Annotated in this window: 24 protein-coding genes; 13 read left to right on the forward strand and 11 right to left on the reverse strand. The window is 71.3% G+C overall.

Features of this window, described 5'->3' with window-relative positions:
• Nucleotides 1-195: 195 nt before the first annotated feature.
• From pstS to pstB, 4 genes are all read left to right on the forward strand, one after another.
• Entirely contained in the window at nucleotides 196-1,323 is a 1,128-nt protein-coding gene (gene pstS, locus ACFU97_RS05360; protein WP_384251179.1) for a phosphate ABC transporter substrate-binding protein PstS, read from the forward strand.
• Nucleotides 1,324-1,458: 135 nt separating this feature from the next.
• Complete coding sequence (gene pstC / locus ACFU97_RS05365; protein WP_384251182.1) at nucleotides 1,459-2,463, forward strand: phosphate ABC transporter permease subunit PstC; 1,005 nt, start codon at nucleotides 1,459-1,461, stop codon at nucleotides 2,461-2,463.
• Nucleotides 2,460-3,521: a phosphate ABC transporter permease PstA gene (pstA, locus tag ACFU97_RS05370; protein ID WP_384251185.1), complete on the forward strand. Its 1,062-nt coding sequence runs from the start codon at nucleotides 2,460-2,462 to the stop codon at nucleotides 3,519-3,521. Before pstC ends, pstA begins: the two co-directional genes overlap by 4 nt.
• A gap of 42 nt (nucleotides 3,522-3,563) precedes the next feature.
• Nucleotides 3,564-4,340 (forward strand): phosphate ABC transporter ATP-binding protein PstB, encoded by a 777-nt coding sequence (pstB, locus tag ACFU97_RS05375; protein ID WP_384251188.1) that lies wholly within the window; start codon nucleotides 3,564-3,566, stop codon nucleotides 4,338-4,340.
• A 228-nt stretch (nucleotides 4,341-4,568) separates the two neighbouring features.
• On the opposite strand, the gene ACFU97_RS05380 is transcribed toward pstB, so the two are convergent.
• A complete protein-coding gene (locus ACFU97_RS05380; protein WP_384251191.1) occupies nucleotides 4,569-5,567 on the reverse strand; it encodes an anion permease in 999 nt (332 codons plus the stop codon).
• A 7-nt stretch (nucleotides 5,568-5,574) separates the two neighbouring features.
• Entirely contained in the window at nucleotides 5,575-6,195 is a 621-nt protein-coding gene (locus ACFU97_RS05385) for a DUF47 domain-containing protein (protein ID WP_069780066.1), read from the reverse strand.
• Between the two features lie 224 nt (nucleotides 6,196-6,419).
• Between ACFU97_RS05385 and ACFU97_RS05390 the strand changes: the two genes are divergently transcribed.
• Nucleotides 6,420-6,758 (forward strand): metal-sensitive transcriptional regulator, encoded by a 339-nt coding sequence (locus ACFU97_RS05390; protein ID WP_384251194.1) that lies wholly within the window; start codon nucleotides 6,420-6,422, stop codon nucleotides 6,756-6,758.
• 78 nt (nucleotides 6,759-6,836) lie between these two features.
• On the opposite strand, the gene ACFU97_RS05395 is transcribed toward ACFU97_RS05390, so the two are convergent.
• Nucleotides 6,837-7,019, reverse strand: a complete 183-nt coding sequence (locus tag ACFU97_RS05395) for a hypothetical protein (protein ID WP_384251197.1) — start codon at nucleotides 7,017-7,019, stop codon at nucleotides 6,837-6,839.
• A 112-nt stretch (nucleotides 7,020-7,131) separates the two neighbouring features.
• Nucleotides 7,132-7,959, reverse strand: coding sequence for a hypothetical protein (locus ACFU97_RS05400; protein WP_384251200.1), 828 nt, complete (start codon nucleotides 7,957-7,959; stop codon nucleotides 7,132-7,134).
• Between the two features lie 107 nt (nucleotides 7,960-8,066).
• Here ACFU97_RS05400 and ACFU97_RS05405 point away from each other — a divergent pair, with 107 nt between their 5' ends.
• Nucleotides 8,067-8,252, forward strand: a complete 186-nt coding sequence (locus ACFU97_RS05405; RefSeq protein WP_384251202.1) for a hypothetical protein — start codon at nucleotides 8,067-8,069, stop codon at nucleotides 8,250-8,252.
• On the opposite strand, the gene ACFU97_RS05410 is transcribed toward ACFU97_RS05405, so the two are convergent.
• The 6 genes from ACFU97_RS05410 to ACFU97_RS05435 form a co-directional block, all read right to left on the reverse strand.
• Nucleotides 8,249-8,659, reverse strand: a complete 411-nt coding sequence (locus ACFU97_RS05410) for an NUDIX hydrolase (RefSeq protein WP_384251205.1) — start codon at nucleotides 8,657-8,659, stop codon at nucleotides 8,249-8,251. The genes ACFU97_RS05405 and ACFU97_RS05410 overlap by 4 nt on opposite strands.
• A gap of 34 nt (nucleotides 8,660-8,693) precedes the next feature.
• Nucleotides 8,694-9,773, reverse strand: coding sequence for a CHAD domain-containing protein (locus tag ACFU97_RS05415; protein ID WP_384251208.1), 1,080 nt, complete (start codon nucleotides 9,771-9,773; stop codon nucleotides 8,694-8,696).
• A complete protein-coding gene (locus tag ACFU97_RS05420; RefSeq protein ID WP_384251211.1) occupies nucleotides 9,754-11,988 on the reverse strand; it encodes an RNA degradosome polyphosphate kinase in 2,235 nt (744 codons plus the stop codon). Before ACFU97_RS05420 ends, ACFU97_RS05415 begins: the two co-directional genes overlap by 20 nt.
• Nucleotides 11,989-12,403: 415 nt before the next feature.
• On the reverse strand, nucleotides 12,404-13,360 hold the full coding sequence (locus tag ACFU97_RS05425) for a hypothetical protein (RefSeq protein WP_384251214.1): 957 nt from the start codon (nucleotides 13,358-13,360) through the stop codon (nucleotides 12,404-12,406).
• The gene (locus ACFU97_RS05430; RefSeq protein ID WP_384251217.1) at nucleotides 13,357-14,277 is read right to left on the reverse strand and encodes an ABC transporter ATP-binding protein; all 921 of its coding nucleotides are present in this window, start codon (nucleotides 14,275-14,277) and stop codon (nucleotides 13,357-13,359) included. The genes ACFU97_RS05425 and ACFU97_RS05430 overlap by 4 nt, the downstream gene beginning before the upstream one ends.
• On the reverse strand, nucleotides 14,274-14,681 hold the full coding sequence (locus tag ACFU97_RS05435; RefSeq protein WP_384251985.1) for a GntR family transcriptional regulator: 408 nt from the start codon (nucleotides 14,679-14,681) through the stop codon (nucleotides 14,274-14,276). Before ACFU97_RS05435 ends, ACFU97_RS05430 begins: the two co-directional genes overlap by 4 nt.
• 111 nt (nucleotides 14,682-14,792) lie before the next feature.
• Here ACFU97_RS05435 and ACFU97_RS05440 point away from each other — a divergent pair, with 111 nt between their 5' ends.
• The 5 genes from ACFU97_RS05440 to ACFU97_RS05460 are packed head-to-tail and all read left to right on the forward strand — an operon-like array spanning nucleotide 14,793 to nucleotide 19,239.
• A complete protein-coding gene (locus ACFU97_RS05440; RefSeq protein ID WP_384251220.1) occupies nucleotides 14,793-15,341 on the forward strand; it encodes an RNA polymerase sigma factor in 549 nt (182 codons plus the stop codon).
• A gap of 40 nt (nucleotides 15,342-15,381) precedes the next feature.
• Nucleotides 15,382-16,197, forward strand: coding sequence for a zf-HC2 domain-containing protein (locus ACFU97_RS05445; protein ID WP_384251222.1), 816 nt, complete (start codon nucleotides 15,382-15,384; stop codon nucleotides 16,195-16,197).
• Nucleotides 16,194-17,054, forward strand: coding sequence for an ABC transporter ATP-binding protein (locus ACFU97_RS05450; protein WP_384251225.1), 861 nt, complete (start codon nucleotides 16,194-16,196; stop codon nucleotides 17,052-17,054). The genes ACFU97_RS05445 and ACFU97_RS05450 overlap by 4 nt, the downstream gene beginning before the upstream one ends.
• Nucleotides 17,051-18,574 (forward strand): ABC transporter permease, encoded by a 1,524-nt coding sequence (locus tag ACFU97_RS05455; RefSeq protein ID WP_384251228.1) that lies wholly within the window; start codon nucleotides 17,051-17,053, stop codon nucleotides 18,572-18,574. Before ACFU97_RS05450 ends, ACFU97_RS05455 begins: the two co-directional genes overlap by 4 nt.
• A complete protein-coding gene (locus ACFU97_RS05460; RefSeq protein ID WP_384251230.1) occupies nucleotides 18,571-19,239 on the forward strand; it encodes an ABC transporter in 669 nt (222 codons plus the stop codon). The genes ACFU97_RS05455 and ACFU97_RS05460 overlap by 4 nt, the downstream gene beginning before the upstream one ends.
• Here ACFU97_RS05460 and mshD read toward each other — a convergent pair.
• Nucleotides 19,199-20,125, reverse strand: a complete 927-nt coding sequence (gene mshD / locus ACFU97_RS05465) for a mycothiol synthase (RefSeq protein WP_384251232.1) — start codon at nucleotides 20,123-20,125, stop codon at nucleotides 19,199-19,201. The two genes, ACFU97_RS05460 and mshD, sit on opposite strands and share 41 nt — an antisense overlap.
• 155 nt (nucleotides 20,126-20,280) lie before the next feature.
• Between mshD and ACFU97_RS05470 the strand changes: the two genes are divergently transcribed.
• Complete coding sequence (locus tag ACFU97_RS05470; protein WP_384251234.1) at nucleotides 20,281-22,083, forward strand: bifunctional metallophosphatase/5'-nucleotidase; 1,803 nt, start codon at nucleotides 20,281-20,283, stop codon at nucleotides 22,081-22,083.
• A gap of 58 nt (nucleotides 22,084-22,141) precedes the next feature.
• Nucleotides 22,142-23,308: a DUF2993 domain-containing protein gene (locus ACFU97_RS05475; protein WP_384251236.1), complete on the forward strand. Its 1,167-nt coding sequence runs from the start codon at nucleotides 22,142-22,144 to the stop codon at nucleotides 23,306-23,308.
• Nucleotides 23,309-23,717 lie beyond the last annotated feature (409 nt).

Consider the following 23,717-nt stretch of genomic DNA (forward strand, 5'->3'; position numbering starts at 1 on the left):
TCCGTGACCTAACCACAACGTCTGCAGGGGTTCACCTTGCGTTCATTTGTGGCCATCGGCGGCTTCACCTGATCTGCCTAATTTCGGCCTTACGCGATGCGGGCCGCTCGAAGGGGGCGACCTCATGTCGCCCAAGTTTTCGACTCCGCACGCCGCCGGATTCAGGACGGCGGCTCCTGGAAGGAATTCTTTCAAGTGAAGCTTCAGCGCATGAATCGGCGGGCCATCGCCCTCGGTGCCATCGCCGCGTCGAGCGCCCTGGTCCTCACGGCGTGCGGCTCCGACGACACCAGCGGCGGCGGCAGCGGCAGCAGCGCCTCCGCGACCGGTGCCGCCAGCTCGATCAAGTGCGACAACGCCAAGGGGCAGCTGCTGTCCGACGGCTCGTCCGCGCAGAAGAACGCGATCGACGCCTGGGTCGCGCAGTTCTCCAAGGCCTGCGGCGTGCAGATCAACTACAAGGCCGGCGGCTCCGGCGCGGGTGTCACCTCCTTCACCCAGGGCCAGCTCGCCTTCGCCGGTTCCGACTCGGCGCTGAAGCCCGAAGAGGTCACCGCCTCCAAGAAGGTCTGCTCCGGCGGCCAGGGCATCGACCTGCCGATGGTCGGCGGCCCGATCGCGGTCGGCTACAACCTCTCCGGCGTGGACAACCTGGTCCTGGACGCCAAGACGCTCGCCGAGATCTTCGACAGCAAGATCACCAAGTGGAACGACCCGGCGATCAAGAAGCTGAACCCGTCCGCCAAGCTGCCCGACCTCAAGATCCAGGCGTTCCACCGCTCGGACGAGTCCGGCACCACGGACAACTTCACCAAGTACCTGAAGGCGACCGCCCCGAACGACTGGAAGTACTCGGGCGGCAAGGCCTGGCAGGCCAAGGGCGGCCAGTCCGCCGCGCAGTCCTCCGGTGTGGCCGCCCAGGTCAAGCAGACCAACGGCGCCATCGGCTACTTCGAGCTCTCGTACGTCGCCGACGGCATGAAGGCCGTCAGCATCAACACGGGTGCCAGCGCGCCGGTCGCCCCGAGCAGCGACTCCGCCTCCAAGGCGATCGCCGACGCCAAGGTCGTGGGCACGGGCAAGGACCTGTCCCTCGAGCTGAACTACGCCACCAAGGCCGACGGCGCCTACCCGATCACCCTGGTCACCTACGAGATCGCCTGTGACAAGGGCAACAAGGCGGACACCCTGCCCGCCACCAAGGCGTTCCTGCGCTACATCGCCTCCGAGGACGGCCAGAACGTCCTCAGCGGTCTGAAGTACGCCCCCATCCCCGCCGACATCATCGCCAAGGTCCGCACCACCATCGAGGGCCTGAGCTGATCCGAGTGCGGTCCGGTCCCGGGCTTCCACCGGGACCGGACCGCATCGTCCGGTGCACCGCCGCCACGAGCCGTACGCCGCGTACGGCTTCGCAGGGCCACGCCACGAGCACGGCTCCGCAGACCGGAGAACCCGATGGATTCCACACAGATAGCTGACACTCCACCCCCTGCCCCCGGCCCCTCCCTCGCCGATCAGAAGCGAGCGTCCCGGGGAGCCACCCGGCCCGGTGACCGGATCTTCCTCGGTCTGTCCCGCGGGTCGGGCATCCTGCTGCTGGTGATCATGGCCGCGATCGCGGTCTTCCTCACCTACCGTGCGAGCCTCGCCATCAGCAAGGACCACACGAGCTTCCTCACCACCTTCGAGTGGAACACCAACATCCAGCCGCCGTCCTTCGGCATCGCGGTCCTGGCCTACGGCACGGTGATCTCCTCGATCATCGCCATGGTCATCGCGGTCCCGATCGCGGTGGCCATCGCGCTGTTCCTCACGCACTACGCCCCGCGCAAGCTGGCCGGCCCGATCGCCTACGTGATCGACCTGCTCGCCGCCGTGCCGTCCATCGTCTACGGCCTGTGGGGCGCGCTGATCCTCGTACCGCACATGAACGGCCTCTTCGGCTGGCTCAACGACTACCTCGGCTGGACCGGGCTCTTCTCCTGGGAGCAGGGCGCCCCGCGCTCGATGCTCACCGTGGGCATCCTGCTCGCGATCATGATCCTGCCGATCATCACCAACGTGAGCCGTGAGGTCTTCCGCCAGGCTCCGAAGATGATCGAGGAAGCGGCCCTCGCCCTCGGCGCCACGCGGTGGGAGGTCATCCGTATGGCCGTCCTGCCCTTCGGCCGCTCCGGCGTGATCTCCGCCTCGATGCTCGGTCTCGGCCGCGCGCTCGGCGAGACGATGGCCGTCGCCACCGTGCTCTCCCCGGACTTCCTGATCCACGCCAGCCTGCTCAACCCGGGCGGTGGCACCTTCGCCCAGAACATCGCCAGCAAGTTCGGTGAGGCGGACGAGTTCGGCCGTGACGCGCTGATCGCCTCCGGTCTGGTCCTGTTCGTCATCACCCTGCTGGTCAACGGCGCGGCACGCATGATCATCGCCCGCCGCAAGGAGTACTCGGGGGCCAACGCATGAGCAACGCCGCCATCGCCGAGAAGCGCCCCAGCACCCTGCGCGGCGCCAGCCTGCCGAAGTGGTCGCCCTGGGCGATCGCCGCCGGCTCCGTGGCCCTGGCCGTCGGCATCGGCCTGGCCGCCGGGCTCGACAGCAAGATCCAGTGGGGTCTGATCGCCGCACTGCTCTTCCTCGTCGGCACGTACACCATCGCCGCGAGCGTCGAGGGCCGCCGGCAGGCCAAGGACCGCATCGCGACCGGCCTGGTCTGGACGGCCTTCGTGATTGCCGTCATACCGCTGGTCTCCCTGATCTGGACGACCGTCGCGCGCGGCATCAAGGTCCTCGACGTCTACTTCCTGACCCACTCGATGGGCATCGTCGCCGACTCCCAGCCGGGCGGTGGCATCTACCACGCCATCATCGGCAGCATCGAGCAGGTCGGCCTCGCCACGATCATGGCCGCGCCGGTCGGCGTGCTCACCGCGATCTACCTCGTCGAGTACGGCCGCGGCGCGCTCGCCCGCTCGGTCACCTTCTTCGTCGACGTGATGACGGGCATCCCGTCGATCGTCGCGGGTCTGTTCATCCTGTCGCTGATGCTGATCTTCGACATGCAGCCCTTCGGCTTCGCCGGTTCGCTGGCGCTGGCCATCCTGATGATGCCGATCGTGGTCCGCTCCACGGAGGAGATGCTCAAGCTCGTCCCGAACGAGCTGCGTGAGGCGTCCCTGGCGCTGGGCATCCCGAAGTGGCGCACGATCCTGAAGGTGGTCCTGCCGACCTCCATCGGCGGCATCACGACCGGCATCATGCTGGCCGTCGCCCGTATCGCGGGCGAGACGGCCCCGGTGCTGCTGCTCGTGTTCGGAAACCGGTTCATCAACAACAACCCCTTCGAAGGGGCGCAGCAGTCGCTGCCGCTGTACATCTACCAGCAGTACGCGAACAGCGCAGGCGCGAACGCGGCGTACGACCGGGCCTGGGCGGCCTCTCTCACGCTGATCGCCTTCGTGATGATCCTGAACCTGGTGGCCCGGGCGATCGCCCGCTGGAAGGCCCCGAAGACCGGTCGCTGACGCGGCCAACGGCGACCGAAGAAATCTGGAAGTGACGTAATCATGGCCAAGCGAATCGACGTCAGCGGGCTGACCGCGTACTACGGCTCCCACAAGGCGATCGAGGACATCTCGATGACCGTGGAGCCCCGCACGGTGACGGCCTTCATCGGCCCCTCCGGCTGCGGCAAGTCGACGTTCCTGCGCACCCTCAACCGCATGCACGAGGTCACCCCGGGCGGCCGTGTGGAGGGCAAGGTGCTGCTCGACGACGAGGATCTGTACGGCTCCGGGATCGACCCGGTGTCCGTGCGCCGGGAGATCGGCATGGTCTTCCAGCGCCCGAACCCGTTCCCGACGATGTCGATCTTCGACAACGTCGCGGCGGGGCTGCGGCTGAACGGCAGCTACAAGAAGAGCGAGCTCGCGGACATCGTGGAGAAGTCGCTCAAGGGCGCGAACCTCTGGAACGAGGTCAAGGACCGGCTGAACAAGCCGGGCTCGGGCCTGTCCGGCGGTCAGCAGCAGCGGCTGTGCATCGCGCGGGCGATCGCGGTCGAGCCGAAGGTGCTGCTCATGGACGAGCCCTGCTCCGCCCTGGACCCGATCTCCACCCTCGCCATCGAGGACCTGATCGGTGAGCTGAAGGAGCGCTTCACGATCGTCATCGTGACGCACAACATGCAGCAGGCCGCGCGTGTCTCGGACCGTACGGCGTTCTTCAACCTCGCCGCCGTCGGGCAGCCCGGCAAGCTGATCGAGATCGACGACACGGAGCGGATCTTCTCCAACCCGTCGGTCCAGGCGACGGAGGACTACATCTCCGGCCGCTTCGGCTAGGCCGGTACGGACCCCTCGCGGTGCTGCATGGCGGTGCCACCGCGGGGGACGATAGGGGCCCGCCCCTGGCTCCCGGGGGCGGGCCCGTCGTCGTCTGCGGCCCCTCCTGGGGGCCTGCGCCCCCCCAGCCCCCCTTTCGGCCTGAACGGCCTCGTCCTCAATCGCCGGACGGGCTGGGGGATGCGGACCGGCGCATCAAAGGTGCGTGCCGGGCAAGGGCCCAGACTCCTACAGGAACGCCAGGTCCACGAGCCAGTACGCTGCCGCCGCCACCAAGGCCGCTGCCGGCATCGTGATGAACCAGCCCAGAACGATGTTCTTGGCCACGCCCCAGCGGACCGCGTTCACGCGCTTGGTGGCGCCGACGCCCATGATCGCCGAGGTGATGACGTGGGTGGTGGAGATGGGGGCCTTGAAGATGAAGGCCGTGGTGAACATGATCGCCGCGCCGGTGGTCTCCGCGGCGAAGCCCTGCGGCGGGTCCAGCTCGATGATCTTGCGTCCGAGCGTGCGCATGATGCGCCAGCCGCCGGCGTAGGTGCCCAGGGAGAGCATGACCGCGCAGACGATCTTGACCCAGACCGGGATCGGGTCGCCGTACGTCTCGTGGCCGGAAATCACCAGTGCCATCACCACGACACCCATCGTCTTCTGGGCGTCCTGGAGGCCGTGCCCGAGCGCCATGCCCGCCGCCGAGACCGTCTGCGCGATACGGAAGCCGCGCTTGGCCTTGTGCGGGTTGGACCGGCGGAAGAGCCACAGGATCGCCGTCATGACGAGGTAGCCGACGATCAGGCCGACGATCGGCGACAGGAACATCGGGATGACGATCTTGTCGATCACGCCGTGCCAGATGACCTCCGTGCCGCCCGCCAGCGCCGCGCCCACCAGACCGCCGAACAGCGCGTGGGAGGACGAGGAGGGCAGGCCGAAGTACCAGGTGACGAGGTTCCAGACGATCGCTCCGACCAGGGCGGAGAAGAGGATGGCCATCCCCTGCGAGCCCTGCGGGGTCTCGATCAGGCCCTCGCTGACGGTCTTGGCGATCCCGGAGCCCAGGAAGGCGCCCGCGAGATTCATCACGGCGGCCATCGCGAGCGCCGCGCGGGGGGTCAGCGCCCGGGTCGACACGGACGTCGCGATCGCGTTCGCCGAGTCGTGGAAGCCGTTGGTGTACGTGAAGAAGAGCGCGACCGCGATGGTCACGATCAGAGCAAAGGTGTCCATCGACGCCTCAGGACTCCTTGACGGCGATGGTCTCCACCGTGTTCGCCACGTGCTCGAAAGCGTCCGCGGCCTCTTCCAGCACGTCCACGATCTGCTTCAGCTTCAGCACCTCGATCGCGTCGTACTTGCCGTTGAAGAGGTGCGCGAGGAGCTTGCGGTGGATCTGGTCGGCCTGGTTCTCCAGCCGGTTGACCTCGATCCAGTACTCGGTGAGGTTGTCCATCGTCCGCAGGTTCGGCATGGCCTCGGCCGTCAGCTCGGCCGCCCGCGCCAGGACCTCGATCTGCTGCTCGACGCCCTTGGGGAGTTCCTCCACGTTGTAGAGGACGACCAGGTCGACGGCCTCCTCCATGAAGTCCATGATGTCGTCGAGGGACGAGGCGAGGGAGTAGATGTCCTCGCGGTCGAACGGCGTGATGAACGAGGAGTTCAGCTGGTGGAAGATCGCGTGCGTGGCGTCGTCGCCTGCGTGTTCCGCGGCCCGCATACGCTCTGCGATCTCGGCCCGGGCAGGTGCGTCCGCCCCGAGCAGTTCCATCAGGAGCTTCGAGCCGGTGACGATGTTGTCCGCGGATGCGGCGAACATGTCGTAGAAGCTCGTCTCCCTGGGGGTCAGACGAAAGCGCACGTGGGGTCCTCTAGATGCTTCGGTTTCGGTCAGGCTGATGCTAGGCGCATCATCCGGCCACGGCTAATGGGCCGTCCCCCAGTGTCGCCCATCGGGCAGAGTGCTCGGCACGGGGGCGGTACGAGGCTTCGGTTCCGGTGTCGGCCAAGGGCCCTATACCCAGCAAAGTTCGATACGATATACCCACCTGGGGTATATGTCCGCACGTCTTGTGGGAGGACGCGATGACGACCACCGAGGCCGGCGCGACCGCGCCCACCGACAACAGCGCACAAAACGTGACGCACGGGTACCACAAGCAGAAGGACGAGCATCTCAAGCGCCTGCGCCGGATCGAGGGCCAGATCCGGGGGCTGCAGCGGATGGTGGACGAGGACACCTACTGCATCGACATACTCACCCAGGTGTCCGCCTCCACCAAGGCCCTGCAGTCCTTCGCGCTGCAGCTGCTGGAGGAGCACCTGCGGCACTGCGTCGCCGACGCCGCCGTCAAGGGCGGTGACGAGATCGACGCGAAGGTCGAGGAGGCCACGAAGGCGATCGGGCGGCTGCTGCGCACCTGAGCCGTCCCGCGGGAGGCGTCCGGCACGGAGCCGGGGCGCGGCGGGCAGATGCCCGGCCGCGCCCCGAAGCATGGGGGGTCAGGCGTCCGTGTCCCCTGCACGGGCCCGCTCCTCGGCCACTTTCAGCACCTCGTCGATGCTCTCCAGGCTGAGCCGCTCCTCCGCGGCCGAGGCCGCGATGATCAGCTCTCCGCACAGCTCGATCTCGGCGAGGGCCACGTGGTCCTGAACTGCCGTACCGCCGACCGGAGCCACGTGCATCACCTCATCTCTGCCGTTACCGACTTCCTAGAGTAGGGAGCGGCCTACGCACCGCGCATGGCACGGACGGGCTAGTTCTTGACGCCCGCCGGTCATCCTCGCGCACGGCCCGCTACTCGGCGATCTTCCCCGCGTAGATGTCCTTCGACGCCGGCAACCGTACGTCCACGGGGGCCCCGAAGTCGTACAGCAGGGTCGTCGAGGCGACCGCGACCGTGCTCTTCTCGCGCCCGTTGACGAAGCTGAACCGGTGCCGGACCTTGCGGATGCGGCCCTGGTCGTCGAGGTAGGCGTCGAACGGCACCTCGGCGGTGGCGAACCCTTTCGCCGCCGCGGCCAGCGAGGCGCGGACGCCTTCCGAGGCGCCCTTCGCCGCCGTCGCGAGGTCGGCGGTGCCGCGGTAGTGGCGCACCTCGACGCCCGCGAACTCGGTGTGGCCGAGATAGGTCGCCGTGCGCGTCCCGCGCAGCAACTCCGCCGCGGCGTAGGGGTCGGTGGCCCCGCCGGTCACCAGGTTGCCGTCGGAGAGGGCGGCGGTGTCGACCCGTACCCACTTGTCGGCCGGCACGCCCGCGCCCCGGTTCTTCATGAACAGGGCGCCGGGGGCGAGGAGTTCGGTGATCGGCCGGTGCTCGGCGGTGCCGGCCGGGGTCTGCGGGAGCTGCACGCGCAGGCTGCCGACCTGCCGCCGGTAGTCGTAGTCGCCCTCGCCGCGGATCGTGACGCGGGTGCCGCCGGTGGCCATCTCCATCGAGGTGCTGGCCTTCGAGGTGCCCGCGTCCACCAGGGTGCCGGCGGCGTGCCGCAGGGTCTCGACGGGGTCGGAGGCGCGTGGGTCCTCGGCGGCGGACCCGGTGCCCGCGCAGCCGGCGGCCCCGACGCAGACGCAGACCATCAGTCCCGCCGCGACGGCCCTTCCCGTGTGCTGCAGCTCCGCCATCGTCTGTCTACCCCCAGCCGGTACGTCCGTCACGGGCTCGTTCCGCTTAACGACGGGTGACAGGGGGCCGTCACGCACATCCGTAAGCCCGCTGCCGGAGACAGCTGATGAATGCAGAAGGCGGGCTCGGTAACGTTGTCGGCGTGGCGCAGCAGGAACATCGCACGACGACGGTCGAACAGGGCCGGTTCTGTTTCGCACGGTGCAGCTGCGGGTGGCGCGGCCCCGCGCGCAGAGCCCGCAGCCAGGCCCGTACGGACGCCGACGGGCATTCGACCTCGGTGAAGAGCTAACGGGGCAGCAGTTCGTCGACGAGGTTGCGGTCGCGGAACTGGGTCAGGCGGCTGCGGGCCGCGGCGGGGGACAGCCACAGGATGCGGTCCACCTCGTCGTTGGGCGTGAAGTGGCCTCCGGATGCCTCCGCCGCCCAGTAACGCACCTGTTTGGGGCGGCCGTTGACCATGTACCGCAGGGTGGCCAGCTCGCCCCCGGGGACGGCGGTGTACCCCGTCTCCTCCTCGACCTCGCGCAGTGCTCCGGTGACCGGGTCCTCGCCGCGCTTCAGCTTGCCCTTGGGGTGTGACCAGTCGTCGTACTTCGGCCGGTGGACGAGGCAGATCTCCACCTCGCCGTCGACCGGGGAACGGCGCCACAGGACGCAGCCGGCCGCCTGGATGAGGGTGTCGTTGGTCTGTGTCACCGGCTCACCGCCTCCTTCGACGAAGGTTCACAGCTCAGGACGTGCTCACCGCCTGTTTCTGCCAGCACTGCTGGAAGGCGAAGCGGGCCGCCTCCACCTCGTGCCGCTGGTCCGCGTGGAGCACCCCGAGCGCGTAGGCGGTGGCCGGGGCGATGCGGGGGGTGCGGGCCGCCGCGGCCGCCGCGGCCGCGGCCTCGGAGGCGTCGCGGTGGCGGTCGAGGGCCTGGCCCGCGGTCAGCAGGCGGACGTCGATCGGGCCCTTCGTGCCGTACAAGGTCTCGCGGGCGTAGCGGTGCAGCCGCAGCAGCAGCCGGACCTGGTGCCAGGGGGCGTCCTGGGGGTGCGGCGAGGGGTCCGGGGAGAGGCCGTGAATCAGGGCCGCCGCGTTGTACGGGCTGCCCGCGGTGACGAGCGGCAGCGCGGCCACGGCGTCGGTCAGCCGCTCCTCGGCCGCGGCGGCCGGTGGGCGCAGGTCGGTCGTGGGGGCGGCGGCCGTGAGCGGGACCTCGCTGGCCAGCACGGCGACCTTGTCGGCGACCGCGTGGAAGCGGCTCGATCCCAGGGCCTGAAGGGCGGTGCTGTGCGCGCGGGTCCGGGCGAGGGTCAGCTGGCGTTCGAGCAGGGCGCCCGCCTTCGCCGCGCCGACGGTCAGGTTGCCGCGGTCCGCCGTGGGCGCGTCCCGGCCGCCCGGGCTCGCGTCCACGACGGCGGACATGCCCGCCGCGGTCGCCGTCTGGACCGGGAAGGCCGCCGCGCCCGACAGCCGGTGCAGCGCCAGCAGCAGTCGTTCCAGGCGCGCCGCGTACGCGTGCTCCATCGTCAACGTCCCCGACAGCCAGGCCAGTTCAGGGCGCAGCAGTTCGGACCAGTCGGCGTCCAGCAGGGGGCGGAAGGTGTGCAGGCTGCCGCTGATGCGGCGGACCGAGCGGCGCAGGGCGCGCGCCGCGTCGACGGGATCCTCCGGGCCGCCCTGGGCCGCGGCTCCGGTCTCCCGGTGCTGCCGCAGGGCGCGAAGGAACTCCGTGGCCTGGGCCCGCAGATAGCCCGCGAGGGCGTCACCTGTGGGGGCGGGCCCGGCCGTGGGGTCCGTCGGGTCAAGGTGTTGCTGTGCCACGCCGGCGCCTCCGGGCGTCTATGAGCATCTCCTGGACATTCCGCAGGGGTTGGCCGTCCGCGTCGGTGGCGTGCCGGACCCAGTCGCCGTCCGGCCCGAGGTGCCAGGAGGAGGTGGTGTCGGACATGCCCGTCTCCAGCAGCCGGTTCAAGGCTGCGCGGTGGGCCGGGTCGGTAACCCTGACCAGGGCCTCGATACGGCGGTCGAGGTTGCGGTGCATCATGTCGGCGCTGCCGATCCACACCTCGGGCTCGCCGCCGTTGCCGAAGGCGAAGACCCGGGAGTGCTCGAGGAAGCGGCCGAGGACGGAGCGGACCCGGATGTTCTCCGACAGGCCCGCCACGCCCGGGCGGATGGCGCAGATGCCCCGCACCCAGATGTCGACCGGCACGCCGGCCTGCGACGCCCGGTAGAGCGCGTCGATGACGGCCTCGTCGACCATCGAGTTGACCTTGATGCGGACGAAGGCGGGACGGCCCGCACGGTGGTGCTGGGCCTCCTTGTTGATCCGCGAGATGAGGCCGTCGCGCAGGGACTTGGGGGCGACCAGGAGACGGCGGTAGGTCTCCCGGCGCGAATATCCGGACAGCCGGTTGAACAGGTCCGAGAGGTCGGCGCCCACCTGGGGGTCGGCGGTGAGCAGGCCGAGGTCCTCGTAGAGCCGCGCCGTCTTCGGGTGGTAGTTGCCGGTGCCGACGTGGCTGTAGCGCCGTAGCGTGTCGCCCTCCTGGCGGACCACCAGGGAGAGCTTGCAGTGCGTCTTGAGGCCGACCAGGCCGTAGACGACGTGGCAGCCCGCCTCCTCCAGCTTGCGCGCCCACTTGATGTTGGCGTGCTCGTCGAACCGGGCCTTGATCTCGACCAGCACCAGGACCTGCTTGCCGGCCTCGGCGGCGTCGATGAGCGCGTCGACTATGGGGGAGTCGCCGGAGGTGCGGTACAGCGTCTGCTTGATGGCGAGGACGTCCGGGTCGTTGGCCGCCTGCTCCAGGAACGCCTGCACGGAGGTGGAGAAGGAGTCGTACGGGTGGTGCAGCAGGACGTCCCGGCTGCGCAGCGCCGCGAAGATGTCGGGCGCGGAGGCCGACTCGACCTCGGCGAGGTCGCGGTGGACGCCGGCGACGAACTTGCGGTACTTCAGCTCGGGGCGGTCGAGGCCGGCGACGCGGAAGAGGCCCGTGAGGTCCAGGGGACCCGGCAGCGGGTACACCTCGGCCTCGGAGATCTTCAGCTCGCGCACCAGCAGGTCCAGTACCTCGCGGTCGATGGACTCCTCGACCTCCAGGCGCACCGGCGGCCCGAAGCGGCGCCGCATGAGCTCCTTCTCCAAGGCCTGGAGCAGGTTCTCGGCGTCGTCCTCCTCGACCTCGAGGTCCTCGTTGCGGGTGAGCCGGAAGGCGTGGTGCTCCAGGACCTCCATGCCCGGGAACAGCTCCTCCAGGTGGGCCGCGATGACGTCCTCGATGGGGACGTAGCGGCCCGGGGAGCTCTCCAGGAAGCGGGACAGCAGCGGCGGCACCTTGACGCGGGCGAAGTGCTTGTGGCCCGTGACGGGGTTGCGCACGACGACGGCCAGGTTCAGGGAGAGGCCCGAGATGTACGGGAAGGGGTGCGCCGGGTCGACCGCCAGGGGGGTCAGGACCGGGAAGATCTGGTGCCGGAAGAGCGTGAACAGGCGTGCCTGCTCCTTCTCCGTCAGCTCGCTCCAGCGGACGAGGTGGATGCCCTCCTCCGCGAGCGCGGGGGCGACGTCCTCGTGGTAGCAGGCGGCGTGCCGGGCCATGAGTTCGCGCGAGCGCGCCCAGATCATCTCCAGCACTTCACGCGGCTGGAGACCGGACGCCGAACGGGTGGCGACGCCGGTGGCGATGCGCCGCTTCAGACCGGCCACCCGGACCATGAAGAACTCGTCCAGGTTGCTGGCGAAGATCGCGAGGAAGTTGGCCCGTTCGAGCAGGGGTGTGTTCGGGTCCTCGGCGAGCTCCAGGACGCGCTCGTTGAACGCGAGCCAGCTTCGCTCCCGGTCGAGGAAACGACCCTGCGGCAGCTGGGGCCCGTCGTACGGCGACTCCTCGTACGCGTCGAGGTCCGCATCGATGTCGGGTTCCAGGTCGGATACCGCTGCGGCCACCGTGTGCGGGCGGTGCGCGGCTATGGAGCCCACGGAGGGCTGCGCGTGCTGGACCTGTGCCTGGGCGGTGTCGTGCTGACTCATGAACCCATTCTTCCGCGCCACGGGCGATACGGGCGCGTCGGAAAGCGCGGGAGGGAGGGCATTCATGGAGCCGGGGCCTGTCCCGGGTTCCCCTAGGGCGTCCCCGTTCCCCGCGGGCCCCTCTGGGGGTGGCGAAGGTTTCGGCACGGAGGGCGTCATTGGCCGAGCGTCGCAAGCCCGTCTGAACCGTTGGTTACGGCGACATGGCGTGCGGGATATCCGGGGGCGGCTCCCGGGCGTCTACGCCGGCGGGTGGACCGTAAGAGCCTGTGAACAAACCCCCGCCTGCGCTGCGGGCGGACGACGGGGGTTGGTCCACAGGCTCCAAGACCTGGCTGACGGGCCGCCTCCGGAGGATACGGATGTCCCTCCCGTCCGTGGAAGCCCGGGAGGGACAGCGGGGGAGCCGGATGCGTCACACGGCGCGGCGGCGCAGGACGGCGAAGGCCCCGGCGACGGCGAGAGCGGTCAGGGCCAGCAGGACGCCCGTCTCCAGGAGCTGGCGGGGCCAGTAGTCCGGGGAGGGCAGGTACTCGCGGGCGAAGCGGGCGATGTGGTGCTTCGCCAGGCAGTGGCGGTCGGTGTAGCAACCCGGGTCGGCGACCTTGGCGCCGGAGGTGCTGATCGCCCAGCTGTGGGAGAACGGCTCCGGCTGCGTGTAACGGCCCTGGAAGGGCCAGTGGTTGCCGCGGAAGGCGTAGATCAGGAAGTAGGCGAACCCGGAGAGCGCGAGCGCGGGCAGTGTGCGGCGCACCGCGAGGCCGATGAGCACGCCGAGGGCGAGGCCCAGCAGCGGCGCGGCGACGGTGGCCGGGCCGAGCGAGAAGTAGAGCGCGCGCGGGTCGATGCCGGCCACGAGAAGGTTGCTGTGCGCGTCCCACAGCCGGTGGTACAGCGCGGCCAGCAGGCTGTTGCCGAGGACGAGGAAGCACGCGGGCACGGCGAGCTTGGCGGCGAGCCAGCGCGCGGGGGAGACCGACTGCGTCCAGGCCAGCTGCGCGGTGCCGTCCTCCAGCTCGCGGGTGATCAGCGGCCCGGCCGCGAACAGGGCGGCGGCGAAGGAGCCGAGCGTGATCAGGTTGTCGGGGTCGTAGAAGAGGTTGTTGTACGCGCCCGAGGTGAAGGCGTACAGCGTCTGCCGGGTCGAGGAGGCCTCCAGGACCCCGGCGTAGCCGAACGTCTCGAGCTTGCGCTGGGTGGCGTCGGCGGCGGGGCCGGTCAGCCACAGCAGGAAGCCGGAGGTGGCGGCGACGAAGGCGAGCCAGACCCACAGCGCGGTGCGGTGCAGGCGCAGCACCGTCCAGACCAGGCCGCGGGGGCGGGTGAGCGTGCGGCGGGCCGGCGCGGGGGCCGGCAGGGTGGCGGCGCTCATGCCGTCACCGCCACGGGGGCCGCGGCCGTGCTCGGGGTGAGCAGGGCGGGGACGTCGGGGGAGCGCAGATGGGCGAGCAGGAGTTCCTCCAGGGACGGTTCTTCGGTGGTCCAGGTGCTCTCGACCGGGCCGTCGCGGCGGATCAGGGCGGTCGTGCCGCGGCCGGCCGCACGGGCCTCGACGACGGTGTGCGGGGCGAGGTCGGCGCTCGTGCCGCGGCCGGTGACCACGGTGTGCGCGGCGAGCAGGTCGTCGATGCCGCCGCCGAGCCGTATCCGGCCGCCGGTCAGGAGCAGCAGGTGGTCGCAGGAGTCGGCGAGCTCGCTGACGATGTGCGAGGACATCAGGACGGTGGTGCCGTGTTCGGCGGCGTCCGCCATCAGGGTGCCCATGAGCTCGTGCCGGGCGAGCGGGTCGAGGTCGGCCATCGGCTCGTCGAGCAGCAGCAGCTCGGGCCGCTTGCCGAGGGCGAGGGAGAGGGCGACGCGGGTGTGCTGGCCGCCGGAGAGGCCGCCCACCTTCAGGCCGGGGTCGAGTGCGCCCTGCTCGACGATCGCGGCGGCGCGGGCCGCGTCCCAGCGGTCCGGGTTGAGCTCGGCGCCCAGGCGCAGGGTCTCGGCGATGGTCAGCCGCGGGTAGAGCGGCTTCTTCTGCCCGAGGTAGGCGATGCGGTCGCGGCACTCGCCCGGCGCCCCGCCGAGCACGGTGAGCGTGCCGGAGGTGGGCCGCAGCAGGCCGGCGGCGAGGGACAGCAGGGTCGACTTGCCCGCGCCGTTGGGGCCGACCAGCGCGCTGATCCGGCCGGAGGGCAGGCGGAAGGAACAGTCGTCGAGGGCCGCGGGGGCCCTCTTGCCGTACCGCATGCCGAGCCCGGTCGCCTCCAGGGCGACGGCCGGGGTGGTGCTCGTGGAACTCACTGGTCCCCCTCAGGGAAGAGCTCGTCGGATTTCGGGAAGTGCGCGTCGAGGACGGCGCCGAACAGGGCGTCGGCGTCCTCGCGGTCGAGGCCGGCGGCGCGGGCGCGCTGCGCCCAGGCGTCGAGTTCGGCCCGCAGCGGCGAGTCGGCCGGCTGGGCACCGAGCGTCCTGCGGACGAAGGTGCCGAGCCCGCGGCGGGCCTCGACCAGGCCCTCGCGCTCCAGCTCGCGGTAGGCCTTGAGGACGGTGTTGGGGTTGACCGCGGTGGCCTCCACCACCTCGCGGGCCGTGGGGAGCTTGTCCCCCGGCTCCAGGAGGCCGAGGCGGAGGGCCTGCTTGGTCTGCTGGACGATCTGGACGTAGGTGGCGACGCCGGAGCGCCGGTCGATGCGGTACTCGACCACCCGTACAACCACCCTTTCACTAATTGAGTAGTGAAAGGGTGGTGGAAGGGGTGCGGCAAAGTCAAGCGCGATCCTGTGAACCGATGCGGCCGTGCCGTCCGATGAGGAGACGTGAGCGAAACGAGAAGCGACGGGGAGCTGCTGCGCGCCATTGCCGCGGACGGCGACCGGCGCGCCTTCGAGGAGCTGTACCGGCGGTACGCGCCGTGGCTGACCGCGCGCCTGCGCAGCCGCTGCGCCGACGCGGGTGTGGTCGACGACGTCGTGCAGGAGACGTTCCTCGCGATCTGGCGGGGCAAGGCCCGCTACCGCGAGGAGGGCTCCGCGGACGCGGCGGGGTGGCTGTGGCGCATCGGGTCGCGGCGGCTGATCGACGCGCTGCGCGGCGACGGGGCGCGCGGCCGTCTGCGGCAGGCCCTCGCGCGGCTGCGGCACCGGGACGAGGCGTCCGCGGAGGAGCGCGTGCTCGCGGGGGTGGAGCACGGGGACCTCGCGGGCGCCCTGGTCCGGCTCTCGCCGGAACTGCGGGCGGTCCTGCAGGCCACGGTCGTCGACGGGCTCACCACCCGCGAGGCCGCCGTCCTGCTCGGCATACCCCCGGGCACGGTCAAGACACGGGCGATGCGGGCCCGGAAGCAACTGCGGGAGGCGCTGGCATGAGCGGGTGGACGGGCGAGAAGCCGGTGCGGGAGGTGGCGGTATGACCTGGCATGTCGCCGAAGAGGATCTACGGGCCTACGCCCGAGGTGAGCTGGCGCCGCCGCTGCTGTGGTCCGCCGACGCCCACCTCGTGGCCTGCGCCGAGTGCCGGGCGGTACTCGCCCGGACCGGCGACGGTGCCGCACTCGACGCGGGCTGGGAGCGGCTGGACGCCGAGCTGGACGCGCCCCGGCCCGGCCTGCTGGAGTCGCTGCTGGTGCGGCTGGGGATCGGCGACCACACCGCACGGCTGCTCACGGCCACCCCGGTGCTGCGCCGCTCCTGGCTCGCGGCGGTGGTGTTCCTGCTGGTGGCGACGGTCGGGGCGGTGTACTCGGCCGGTTCGCCCACGCTGTTCCTGGCCCTCGCGCCGCTGCTGCCGCTCGCCGGTGTCGCGCTCGCCTACGGGCCCGCGATGGACCCGACGTACGAGATGGCGGTCGTCGCCCCGCTGCACGGGTTCCGGCTGCTGATGATCCGTACCGTCGCCGTGCTCACCACCGGCATCGGGCTCAACCTGCTGGCCACGCTGGCCCTGCCGGCCTACGGACTGCGCGCCCTCGCGTGGCTGCTGCCCGCCCTCGCCCTGACCGCGACCGGGCTCGCACTGACCCCCCGGCTCGGGCCGGTGCTCGCGCCGTCGGTGGTCGGCGGGGCGTGGGTCGCGCTGCTCGCCGCCCAGGCGGGTGGTGACCGCCCGCCGGTGGCGTTCACCGCCGCCGGGCAGGGGGCCGCCGCCGTGCTGGCCGCCCTGGCCATGGGGCTTCTCTTCCTTTTCCGTGACCGCTTCGACTTCTTCTCCAGGAGTGCCGCATGACCCCCACCGTCTCCGCCTCAGGGCTGAGCCTCCGCTACGGCGGGACGCAGGCCCTCGACGACGTGTCGCTGCGGCTGACACCGGGCGTGACCGGGCTGCTCGGACCCAACGGGGCCGGAAAGACCACCCTGTTGCGGGTGCTGGCCACGGCCGTGCCCGCCGACCGGGGCGCCTTCACCGCGCTCGGGCACGACCCCGCCTCGGCGGCCGGCCGGCAGGAGGTGCGGCGCAGGCTCGGCTATCTGCCCCAGGCGCCCGGCTTCCACCCGGACTTCACGGCCTTCGAGTTCGTCGACTACGTGGCGATCCTCAAGGAGCTCACGGACCGGGCCGCGCGCCACCGCGAGGTGCGCCGGGTCCTGGACGAGGTCGACCTCGCCGCCGTGCGCGGCAAGCGCATCAAGAAGCTCTCCGGCGGGATGCGGCAGCGCGTCGCGCTCGCCGCCGCCCTCGTCGGCGACCCCGGCTTCCTGGTGCTGGACGAGCCGACCGTCGGCCTCGATCCCGAACAGCGCATGCGCTTCCGGGAGTTGATCGCCCAGGCGGGCGAGGGCCGCACGGTCCTGCTGTCCACGCACCAGACCGAGGACGTGGCGATGCTCTGCCACCGCGTCCTGGTGATGGCGAGCGGTCGCATCCGCTTCGACGGCACCCCCGCCGAACTGACCGCGCAGGCCGCCGGCCGGGTGTGGAGCAGCGCCGAACGCGACCCCGGCGCCAAGGCCGGCTGGCGCACCGGAACCGGCTCCTTCCGCAACGTCGGCAACCCGCCCGACGGCGCCGACCTGCTCGAACCCACCCTGGAGGACGGCTACTTGCTCACCCTGGACGACGCGGGCGTGGCGGTGGCCGCATGACCGCGACACTGGAGGAGACCCCGGTCGCCGTGCGCAGCACCGGGACCCGGCACTCCTGGGCGGCCGTCTTCGCCCTCGCCCGCTTCGAGGCACGCCGGCTGCTGCTGAGCGTGCCGGTGCTGCTCGCCTTCGCGGCGTACGCCGCCTGGATCGTGTGGCAGACGCCGGACTTCGAGAACGGCTTCCCCGCGCTCCAGGACGCCGACCGGGCCACCCAGGGCACCCCGATGCTGGTCGGCCTCGCGGTGCTGGTGTCCGCCAACCGCGCGGTGCTGCGCTCCCGGCGGCGCGACACGGAACGGCACTTCGCCGTCCTGGTGCTCCCGCAGTCCCTGCGCACGGCGGCCCACGCGCTCGCCGTCGTCCCGGCCGCCCTGCTCACCGCCGTCGGCGTGCTCGCCCAGTTCGGCTGGGCGGTGCTGCGCCCCGGCGCGGTCGGCAGCGGCTCGCCCGCCGAACTGCTCGTCGGGCCGCTGACGGTGCTGCTGTTCGGCATGCTCGGCGTGCTGCTCGCCCGGCTGGTGCCGTCGCTGATCGCCGCGCCCATGCTCATCGTGCTGCTGCTCCTGATGTTCGTCGGCGGAGGGTTCCCGGCCGGCAGCGGCGAGCGCGGCACGCGCTGGCTGGCGCCGGTCGTGACCGTGGCGAACGCCAAGGCGCTGCCGTCCGACCTGCTGGACCGGCCCGCCGCCTGGCACGCCCTGTACCTCGCCGGGCTCGGCCTGACCGTGGCGCTGCTCGCGGTGCTGGCGGGCGGCGGCCGCGGCTGGATCCTGTCGGGCGCCGTGGCGGGCGCGGTGGCGCTCACGCTGACCGGCGGCGTCCTGCAGACCGGTGCCCTGCCGGCCGCGACCACGGCGGCGCGGGAGCGGGTCTCGGTCTCCCCCGAGAAGGAGCAGACCTGCGTCCGACGCGGGACCTCCACGTACTGCGCCTACCCGGAGTGGGTGCCGCGGGCGGACACCTGGGCCGCGGTGGTGCACGACGTGCAGTCCGCGGCCGGCGGCGCCGCCCGCACCCAGCCCCTGGTCGTACGGCAGCGCATCGACGTCCGCTACGGCCTGGACAGCGACGCCGCGATCCAGCCGTCCGCCAACCCGCACCAGGTGTCGGTCGGCACCGGCTGGGGCGGCAACCGGGTCCCCGAGTTCTCCGCCGCCGTCGCCGCCGTGCTGGTCACGGGCGACGAGAAGGCGGCCGGCTCGCTGTGCGACGGCCGGATGGTCACCGTCATGTGGCTCGCCCTGAGTCATCTGCCCGACCCGATGACCTCGCTGCGCAACGTCCGCCTCGACGACAGCGTGACCGGCTCCGCGATCGTCCTGTCGCCGACGGACCCGATGGACATGACGGCCGGTCAGACCGATGTCGTACGGGAGCTGCTGGGCCGCCCGGCCACGGCGGTCGCCGCGCGCGTGCAGGCGCACTGGGCGGAGCTGACGGCGCCGAAGGTGACGACCGCGCGGGTCGCCGAGCTGCTGGGTGCGACCGCTCCGAAGGCGGCGGACAAGTGCGAGTGACACGGCAGTTGGCCCTCCCCGTCCTGCGCGCGCTGCCCTGGCGTGCGCAGGCGGCGGGAGCCGGCCTCGGGCTGCTGATCGCCGGGGCGCCGCGGCTGACGGGCGCTGCTCCGGACGCCTGGCTCGCCCTGACCCTGCTGCGCACCGCGATCCTCGCGCACGCGCTGGGCCTGGCCTTCCTCCTGGACGACCCGGCCCGGCACACCACCGCTACGGTGCCGACCCGGCGCGCCCTGCGCACGGCCCTCAGGCTCGCGCTCGTCACGCCGGTCACCGCCCTGTGGTGGACGGCCGCGCTCCTCCTCGTCCCGGAGCGGGTGCGACCCCCGGTCGGCGCCCTGACCCTGGAGGCGGCGGCCACCTGCGTGCTGGCCCTCGCGGCCGGCGCGGCGGCCATGCGCCTGACCGACGCACCCGCGCCGGGCCCGTCGGTGGCGGCGGCCTTCCTCTTCACGGCCGTCGCCGCGCCGCTGCTGCTGCCCGACCGCTGGGACCTGCTGGTCCCGGTCGGGGACGAGCGCTGGGCGGCGGCGCACCACCGGTGGGCGTGGCTGCTGGCGGGGGCGGTGGTGCTGTGGGCGCTGTGCCTGCCGGAGCCGCTGCGGCGCCGGCCGGCCGCCCTGATCAGGTTTCCGTCCGGTACATCAAGTCCGTCTCGTACGTGATGAATCCCAGCCGCTCGTACACCGACACCGCGGCCTTGTTGTCCCCGTCGACGTAGAGCATCGCGGTCGGCAGGCCCTGGGCCGCCAGGTGGCGCAGGCCGATGGTGGTGAGGGCCTTGCCGAGGCCGCCGCCCTGCGCGCCCGGCCGGACGCCGAGGACGTACACCTCGCCGAGCTCCTCCGCCGCGTGGACCTTCGTCCAGTGGAAGCCGACGAGCTCCGCGCCGCGGAAGGCGAGGAAGAAGCCCGCCGGGTCGAACCACGGCTCGCCCATGCGGTCCTCGAGGTCGCGCTGGGTGAGGGAGCCCTGCTCGGGGTGGTGGGCGAAGGCGGCGGAGTTGACCGCGAGCCAGTCGGCGTCGTCGGTGCCGGGCACGAAGGCGCGGACGGTGACGTCCGCGGGCAGGACCGGCTCGGGCAGGTTCAGGTCGCGCAACGACCGCCGCATCTGGCGCAGTTCGCGGAAGAGCGTGAGGCCGAGGACCTGCGCGAGGTGCCGTGCCGCCGCGTGTCCGCCGTGCGCCCACACCCGCAGCCGCTTGCCGGAGGCGGCGAGCAGTGCCGAGCCCAGCGCCCGCCCGTGCCCCTGCCCGCGGTGCGCGGGGTGGACGACGAGCTCGGCGGCCGGCGCCTCCACCGGGTCGGTGTCCTCCAGCTGGGCGTAGCCGACGAGTTCGTCACCGGCGCTGAGCAGCAGATGGGACACGCCCTCGCGCACCCCGCCGCGCAGCTGGAGGCGGCCCTGTTCCGACACCGCCTGCTGGCCGTCCTCGCGGGCGGCGTCGGCGAGCAGGGAGAGCACGGCCCCGGTCTGCTCCGGGGTCAGCGCGGAGTAGGTCTCGATGGAGCGGTTCCGGCCGGGCCGGGCGGTGTCGTCGCTGGTCATGCGTATGAGGGTAATTGGAGGGACCCGCAAAGTGGGGGTCAAGGGAGAGGCAAAGGGAAACCAGGATGTAACCGCCTATCCCTTTTCGCGCTACGCGCGTTGACCCTATTCTGCGCCGGACGGTCCACTTCCTCAGCAGACCCACAGGGGGGCGTATGTCAGCCACTTCCCAGCCGAGTCCGCGCCGCAGACGGACGCTGCGTCTGGTCGCCGCGGCCGCCGGTCTCGCCACCGCCGGCGCGCTCGCCGCGGCGCTTCCGGCCGACGCGCACGAGTCCAAGGGCGGCGGCCACCACGGCCCGGGCCGCTACCAGGACGTGCAACTGCTGTCCTTCAACGACCTGCACGGCAATCTGGAGCCGCCGTCCGGTTCCTCCGGGCGGGTCACCGAGCTCCAGCCCGACGGCACGACGAAGACCGTCGACGCGGGCGGCGTCGAGTACCTGGCGACCCATCTGCGCCAGGCCCGCACGGGCCACCCGTACTCCATCACCGCGGCCGGCGGCGACATGGTCGGCGCCTCCCCGCTGATCTCGGGCCTCTTCCACGACGAGCCCACCATCGAGGCGCTGAACAAGCTCGACCTGGACGTCACCTCCGTCGGCAACCACGAGTTCGACGAGGGTGCCAAGGAGCTGGCACGCCTGCAGAACGGCGGCTGCCACCCCACCGACGGCTGCTACACGGACAAGAAGTTCAAGGGCGCCGACTTCCCCTACCTCGCCGCCAACGTCCTCGACGAGAAGACGGACCGGCCGATCCTCAGGCCGTACTGGGTCTGGAAGAAGAAGGACGTCAAGGTCGGCTTCATCGGCGTGACGCTGGAGGGCACCCCGGACGTCGTCTCCGCCGAGGGCGTCAAGGGCCTGAAGTTCAAGGACGAGGTCGAGACGATCAACAAGTACGCCAAGGTGCTGCAGAAGCAGGGCGTGAAGTCGATCGTGGCGCTGATCCACGAGGGCGGCTTCCCGGCCTCCGGGGCGTACAACTACGACTGCGACGCCGCGGGCGCGGGCAGCGGCATCTCCGGCCCGATCGTCGACATCGCCAAGAACATCACCCCGGCCGTGGACGCCCTGGTCACCGGCCACACCCACAACGCGTACGTCTGCACGATCCCCGACCCGTCGGGCAAACCCCGCATGGTCACCTCGGCCGCGTCCTTCGGCCGCCTCTACACGGACACCACGCTGACGTACGACCGCGTCACCGGTGACATCGCGCGCACGTCGGTGAAGTCGGCGAACCACGTGGTCACCCGGACCGTGGCCAAGGCGCCCGACATGACCGAGCTGATCGGCAGGTGGAACACCCTCGCGGCGCCGATCGGCAACCGCCCCATCGGCTACATCTCGGCCGACGTGCCGAACGCCGGCACCGAGTCCCCGATGGGCGACCTCATCGCCGACGCCCAGCTGGCGTACGGCAAGGAGCTGGACCCGGAGACCGACCTCGCGCTGATGAACCCGGGCGGCGTGCGGGCGGGCCTGACCTACAAGGCCACCGGCAGCGAGGGCGACGGCGTGGTGACCTACGCCGAGGGCTTCACCGTGCAGCCGTTCTCCAACACCGTGAACCTCCAGGACTTCACCGGTGCCCAGCTGGTCCAGGTCCTCAAGGAGCAGGTGAGCGGCGCCAACGCGAGCTCCCCGAAGGTCCTCCAGCCGTCGTCGGGCCTGACGTACACCCTGGACCTGACGAAGACCGGCGCGGACCGGGTCGTCACCGACTCGATCCGGCTGAACGGCGCCGCGATCGACCCGGCCGCCACCTACCGCGTCGCGACCAACAGCTTCCTCGCCGGCGGCGGCGACGGCTTCACGACGCTCGGGCAGGGCACGAACGACCTCGTCGGCACCGACGACCTGACGGCCCTGGAGAAGTACTTGACGGCCAACTCCTCGGCGTCGAGCCCGATTTCGCCGCCCGTGCCTGGCCGGATCACGATCGTGAGCTAGCTCGCACAGGCCCGGTAGAGGTTGCGTGTGGGGCCGGTGCGCATGGTCGGATGGTTCGATGCGTACCCCCCACATATCGACGCATGCCGGTATAAACATCTTTGACACCTTCGACGGTTTTGTCGCGAACGAGGGTGAGGAGGACGAGGAGCCCTGGGCCCCGCCCAACCACCGGCGAGGCGGCCGCCGCCGCAAACGCGGCCGCCTCGCCGGACTGCCCTTCGCACTCAAGGCGGTGGCGGGCCTCTGCGTCCTCACCGCCTTCCTCACCCTCGCCGACCGCTGGGCCCTGCTGTACGCCGAGCACCGCGCGGCCGAGGTCCTCAAGGACCGGATGAAGCTGACCGCGGCGCCCGAGGTGGAGATCGCCGGATTTCCCTTCCTCACCCAACTCGCCGACGGGCGGCTGCACTCGGTGCGGGTGACCGTGCCGGACGTGGCGGCCGACCGGGTCACGCTCGCCAAGGTCACGGCGACCGCGCACGACGTACGGCTGGACGCCCCCGACGGGCCGACGTCCGTACGGGGCGCGGGTATTCCCCGGCTCGACGGCGACGTCCTGCTCTCCTTCGCCGACCTCAACCGTGAACTCGGCGCCTCTCAGGTCACGTTCACCGGCCGCGGCCACGACCGTGTGCTGGCCCGCGGCACCTTCCCGGTGGCCGGCCACGACCTGCGGCTGCGGGCCGACGCCCGCATCGGCCGCGACGGCGACCACGGCATCGCCACGCAGATCGGCGGCATGCAGCTGGACATCGGGGACCTGGCGACCTACCGGCCCGGCACCCGGTCCACCGAGGGCCTGCATCTGACCCGCCGTTCCGTCGCCCGTCTCGCGCACGAGAAACGCAAGGCGAAGGCGCTGTTCTCGGTCCCGGCGGTGATCCGCCGGCTCGGCGTGCCCGACTCCGTCGTGCGCGAGGCCCTGCGTTCCGACGACGAGCTGGCACGGGTGACCGGCACACCGCGCTTCGTCCACCGGGCCATGCGCCTGAACCTGATCGACCTGGCGCTGGAGCACCCCGCCCTGCTCAAGCGCCTGGGCCTCGACCCGGCCCTGCTGAACGAGCTGCCCCGGCTCACCCGCCCCGTCCTCGCCGACCGGCTGTCCCTGGGCTTCCGGCTGCCCGCACCGCACCGCGGCGCGCTGCGGCTCAAGGACGTGCGCGTGGAGAAGGACGGGATCAGGGTGCGGATCGAGGGCGCGGGGCTGGCCGTCGGATAAGTCCTGTGTGAATACGGGTTCGGTTCCCGCCGCCGTCTGAGTTTTTGTTTTCAGAGGTAACTCACATCGAATCTTATTGACGTCTAAGGCGAATTGGCTTTTTCGCCTTCGGTAATGCCGTAGTGTTTTCCATGTCGAAAGCGAACGACGCGAAAGCGAAGGAGAACACGATGAGCTTCCACAAGATCGCCCCGGTGAAGAAGTCCCACAGGCCCGCCCCGGCCCCGAAGAAGAAGGCGCCGAAGAAGCCCGCCCCGAAGCGCCCCGTCGGCCACCGGCGCTGATTTCCCCCGCGAGGCGGGGGGACCGAAGAAGGAGAGGGGGGGGGTGTGGGTAGGGGTGAGCACCTGGACTATGCGAGGGGTGGGTGGTCGTCACACACCCCTGGGGACAGGGGGAGGGAAGAACG

It is taken from the genome of Streptomyces sp. NPDC057616 (assembly GCF_042800575.1).
Taxonomy (GTDB): Bacteria; Actinomycetota; Actinomycetes; order Streptomycetales; family Streptomycetaceae; genus Streptomyces.

Coding starts and splice junctions, on each gene's coding strand:
- ACFU97_RS05475 (WP_384251236.1), top strand. CDS start 22,142: ATGCGTACCCCCCACATATCGACGCATGCCGGTATAAACATCTTTGAC.
- ACFU97_RS05380 (WP_384251191.1), bottom strand. CDS start 5,567: ATGGACACCTTTGCTCTGATCGTGACCATCGCGGTCGCGCTCTTCTTC.
- pstA (WP_384251185.1), top strand. CDS start 2,460: ATGAGCAACGCCGCCATCGCCGAGAAGCGCCCCAGCACCCTGCGCGGC.
- ACFU97_RS05455 (WP_384251228.1), top strand. CDS start 17,051: ATGACCGCGACACTGGAGGAGACCCCGGTCGCCGTGCGCAGCACCGGG.
- ACFU97_RS05445 (WP_384251222.1), top strand. CDS start 15,382: ATGACCTGGCATGTCGCCGAAGAGGATCTACGGGCCTACGCCCGAGGT.
- ACFU97_RS05390 (WP_384251194.1), top strand. CDS start 6,420: ATGACGACCACCGAGGCCGGCGCGACCGCGCCCACCGACAACAGCGCA.
- ACFU97_RS05425 (WP_384251214.1), bottom strand. CDS start 13,360: ATGAGCGCCGCCACCCTGCCGGCCCCCGCGCCGGCCCGCCGCACGCTC.
- pstC (WP_384251182.1), top strand. CDS start 1,459: ATGGATTCCACACAGATAGCTGACACTCCACCCCCTGCCCCCGGCCCC.
- ACFU97_RS05400 (WP_384251200.1), bottom strand. CDS start 7,959: ATGGCGGAGCTGCAGCACACGGGAAGGGCCGTCGCGGCGGGACTGATG.
- ACFU97_RS05450 (WP_384251225.1), top strand. CDS start 16,194: ATGACCCCCACCGTCTCCGCCTCAGGGCTGAGCCTCCGCTACGGCGGG.
- ACFU97_RS05395 (WP_384251197.1), bottom strand. CDS start 7,019: ATGCACGTGGCTCCGGTCGGCGGTACGGCAGTTCAGGACCACGTGGCC.
- ACFU97_RS05405 (WP_384251202.1), top strand. CDS start 8,067: ATGAATGCAGAAGGCGGGCTCGGTAACGTTGTCGGCGTGGCGCAGCAG.
- pstB (WP_384251188.1), top strand. CDS start 3,564: ATGGCCAAGCGAATCGACGTCAGCGGGCTGACCGCGTACTACGGCTCC.
- mshD (WP_384251232.1), bottom strand. CDS start 20,125: ATGACCAGCGACGACACCGCCCGGCCCGGCCGGAACCGCTCCATCGAG.
- ACFU97_RS05420 (WP_384251211.1), bottom strand. CDS start 11,988: ATGAGTCAGCACGACACCGCCCAGGCACAGGTCCAGCACGCGCAGCCC.
- ACFU97_RS05470 (WP_384251234.1), top strand. CDS start 20,281: ATGTCAGCCACTTCCCAGCCGAGTCCGCGCCGCAGACGGACGCTGCGT.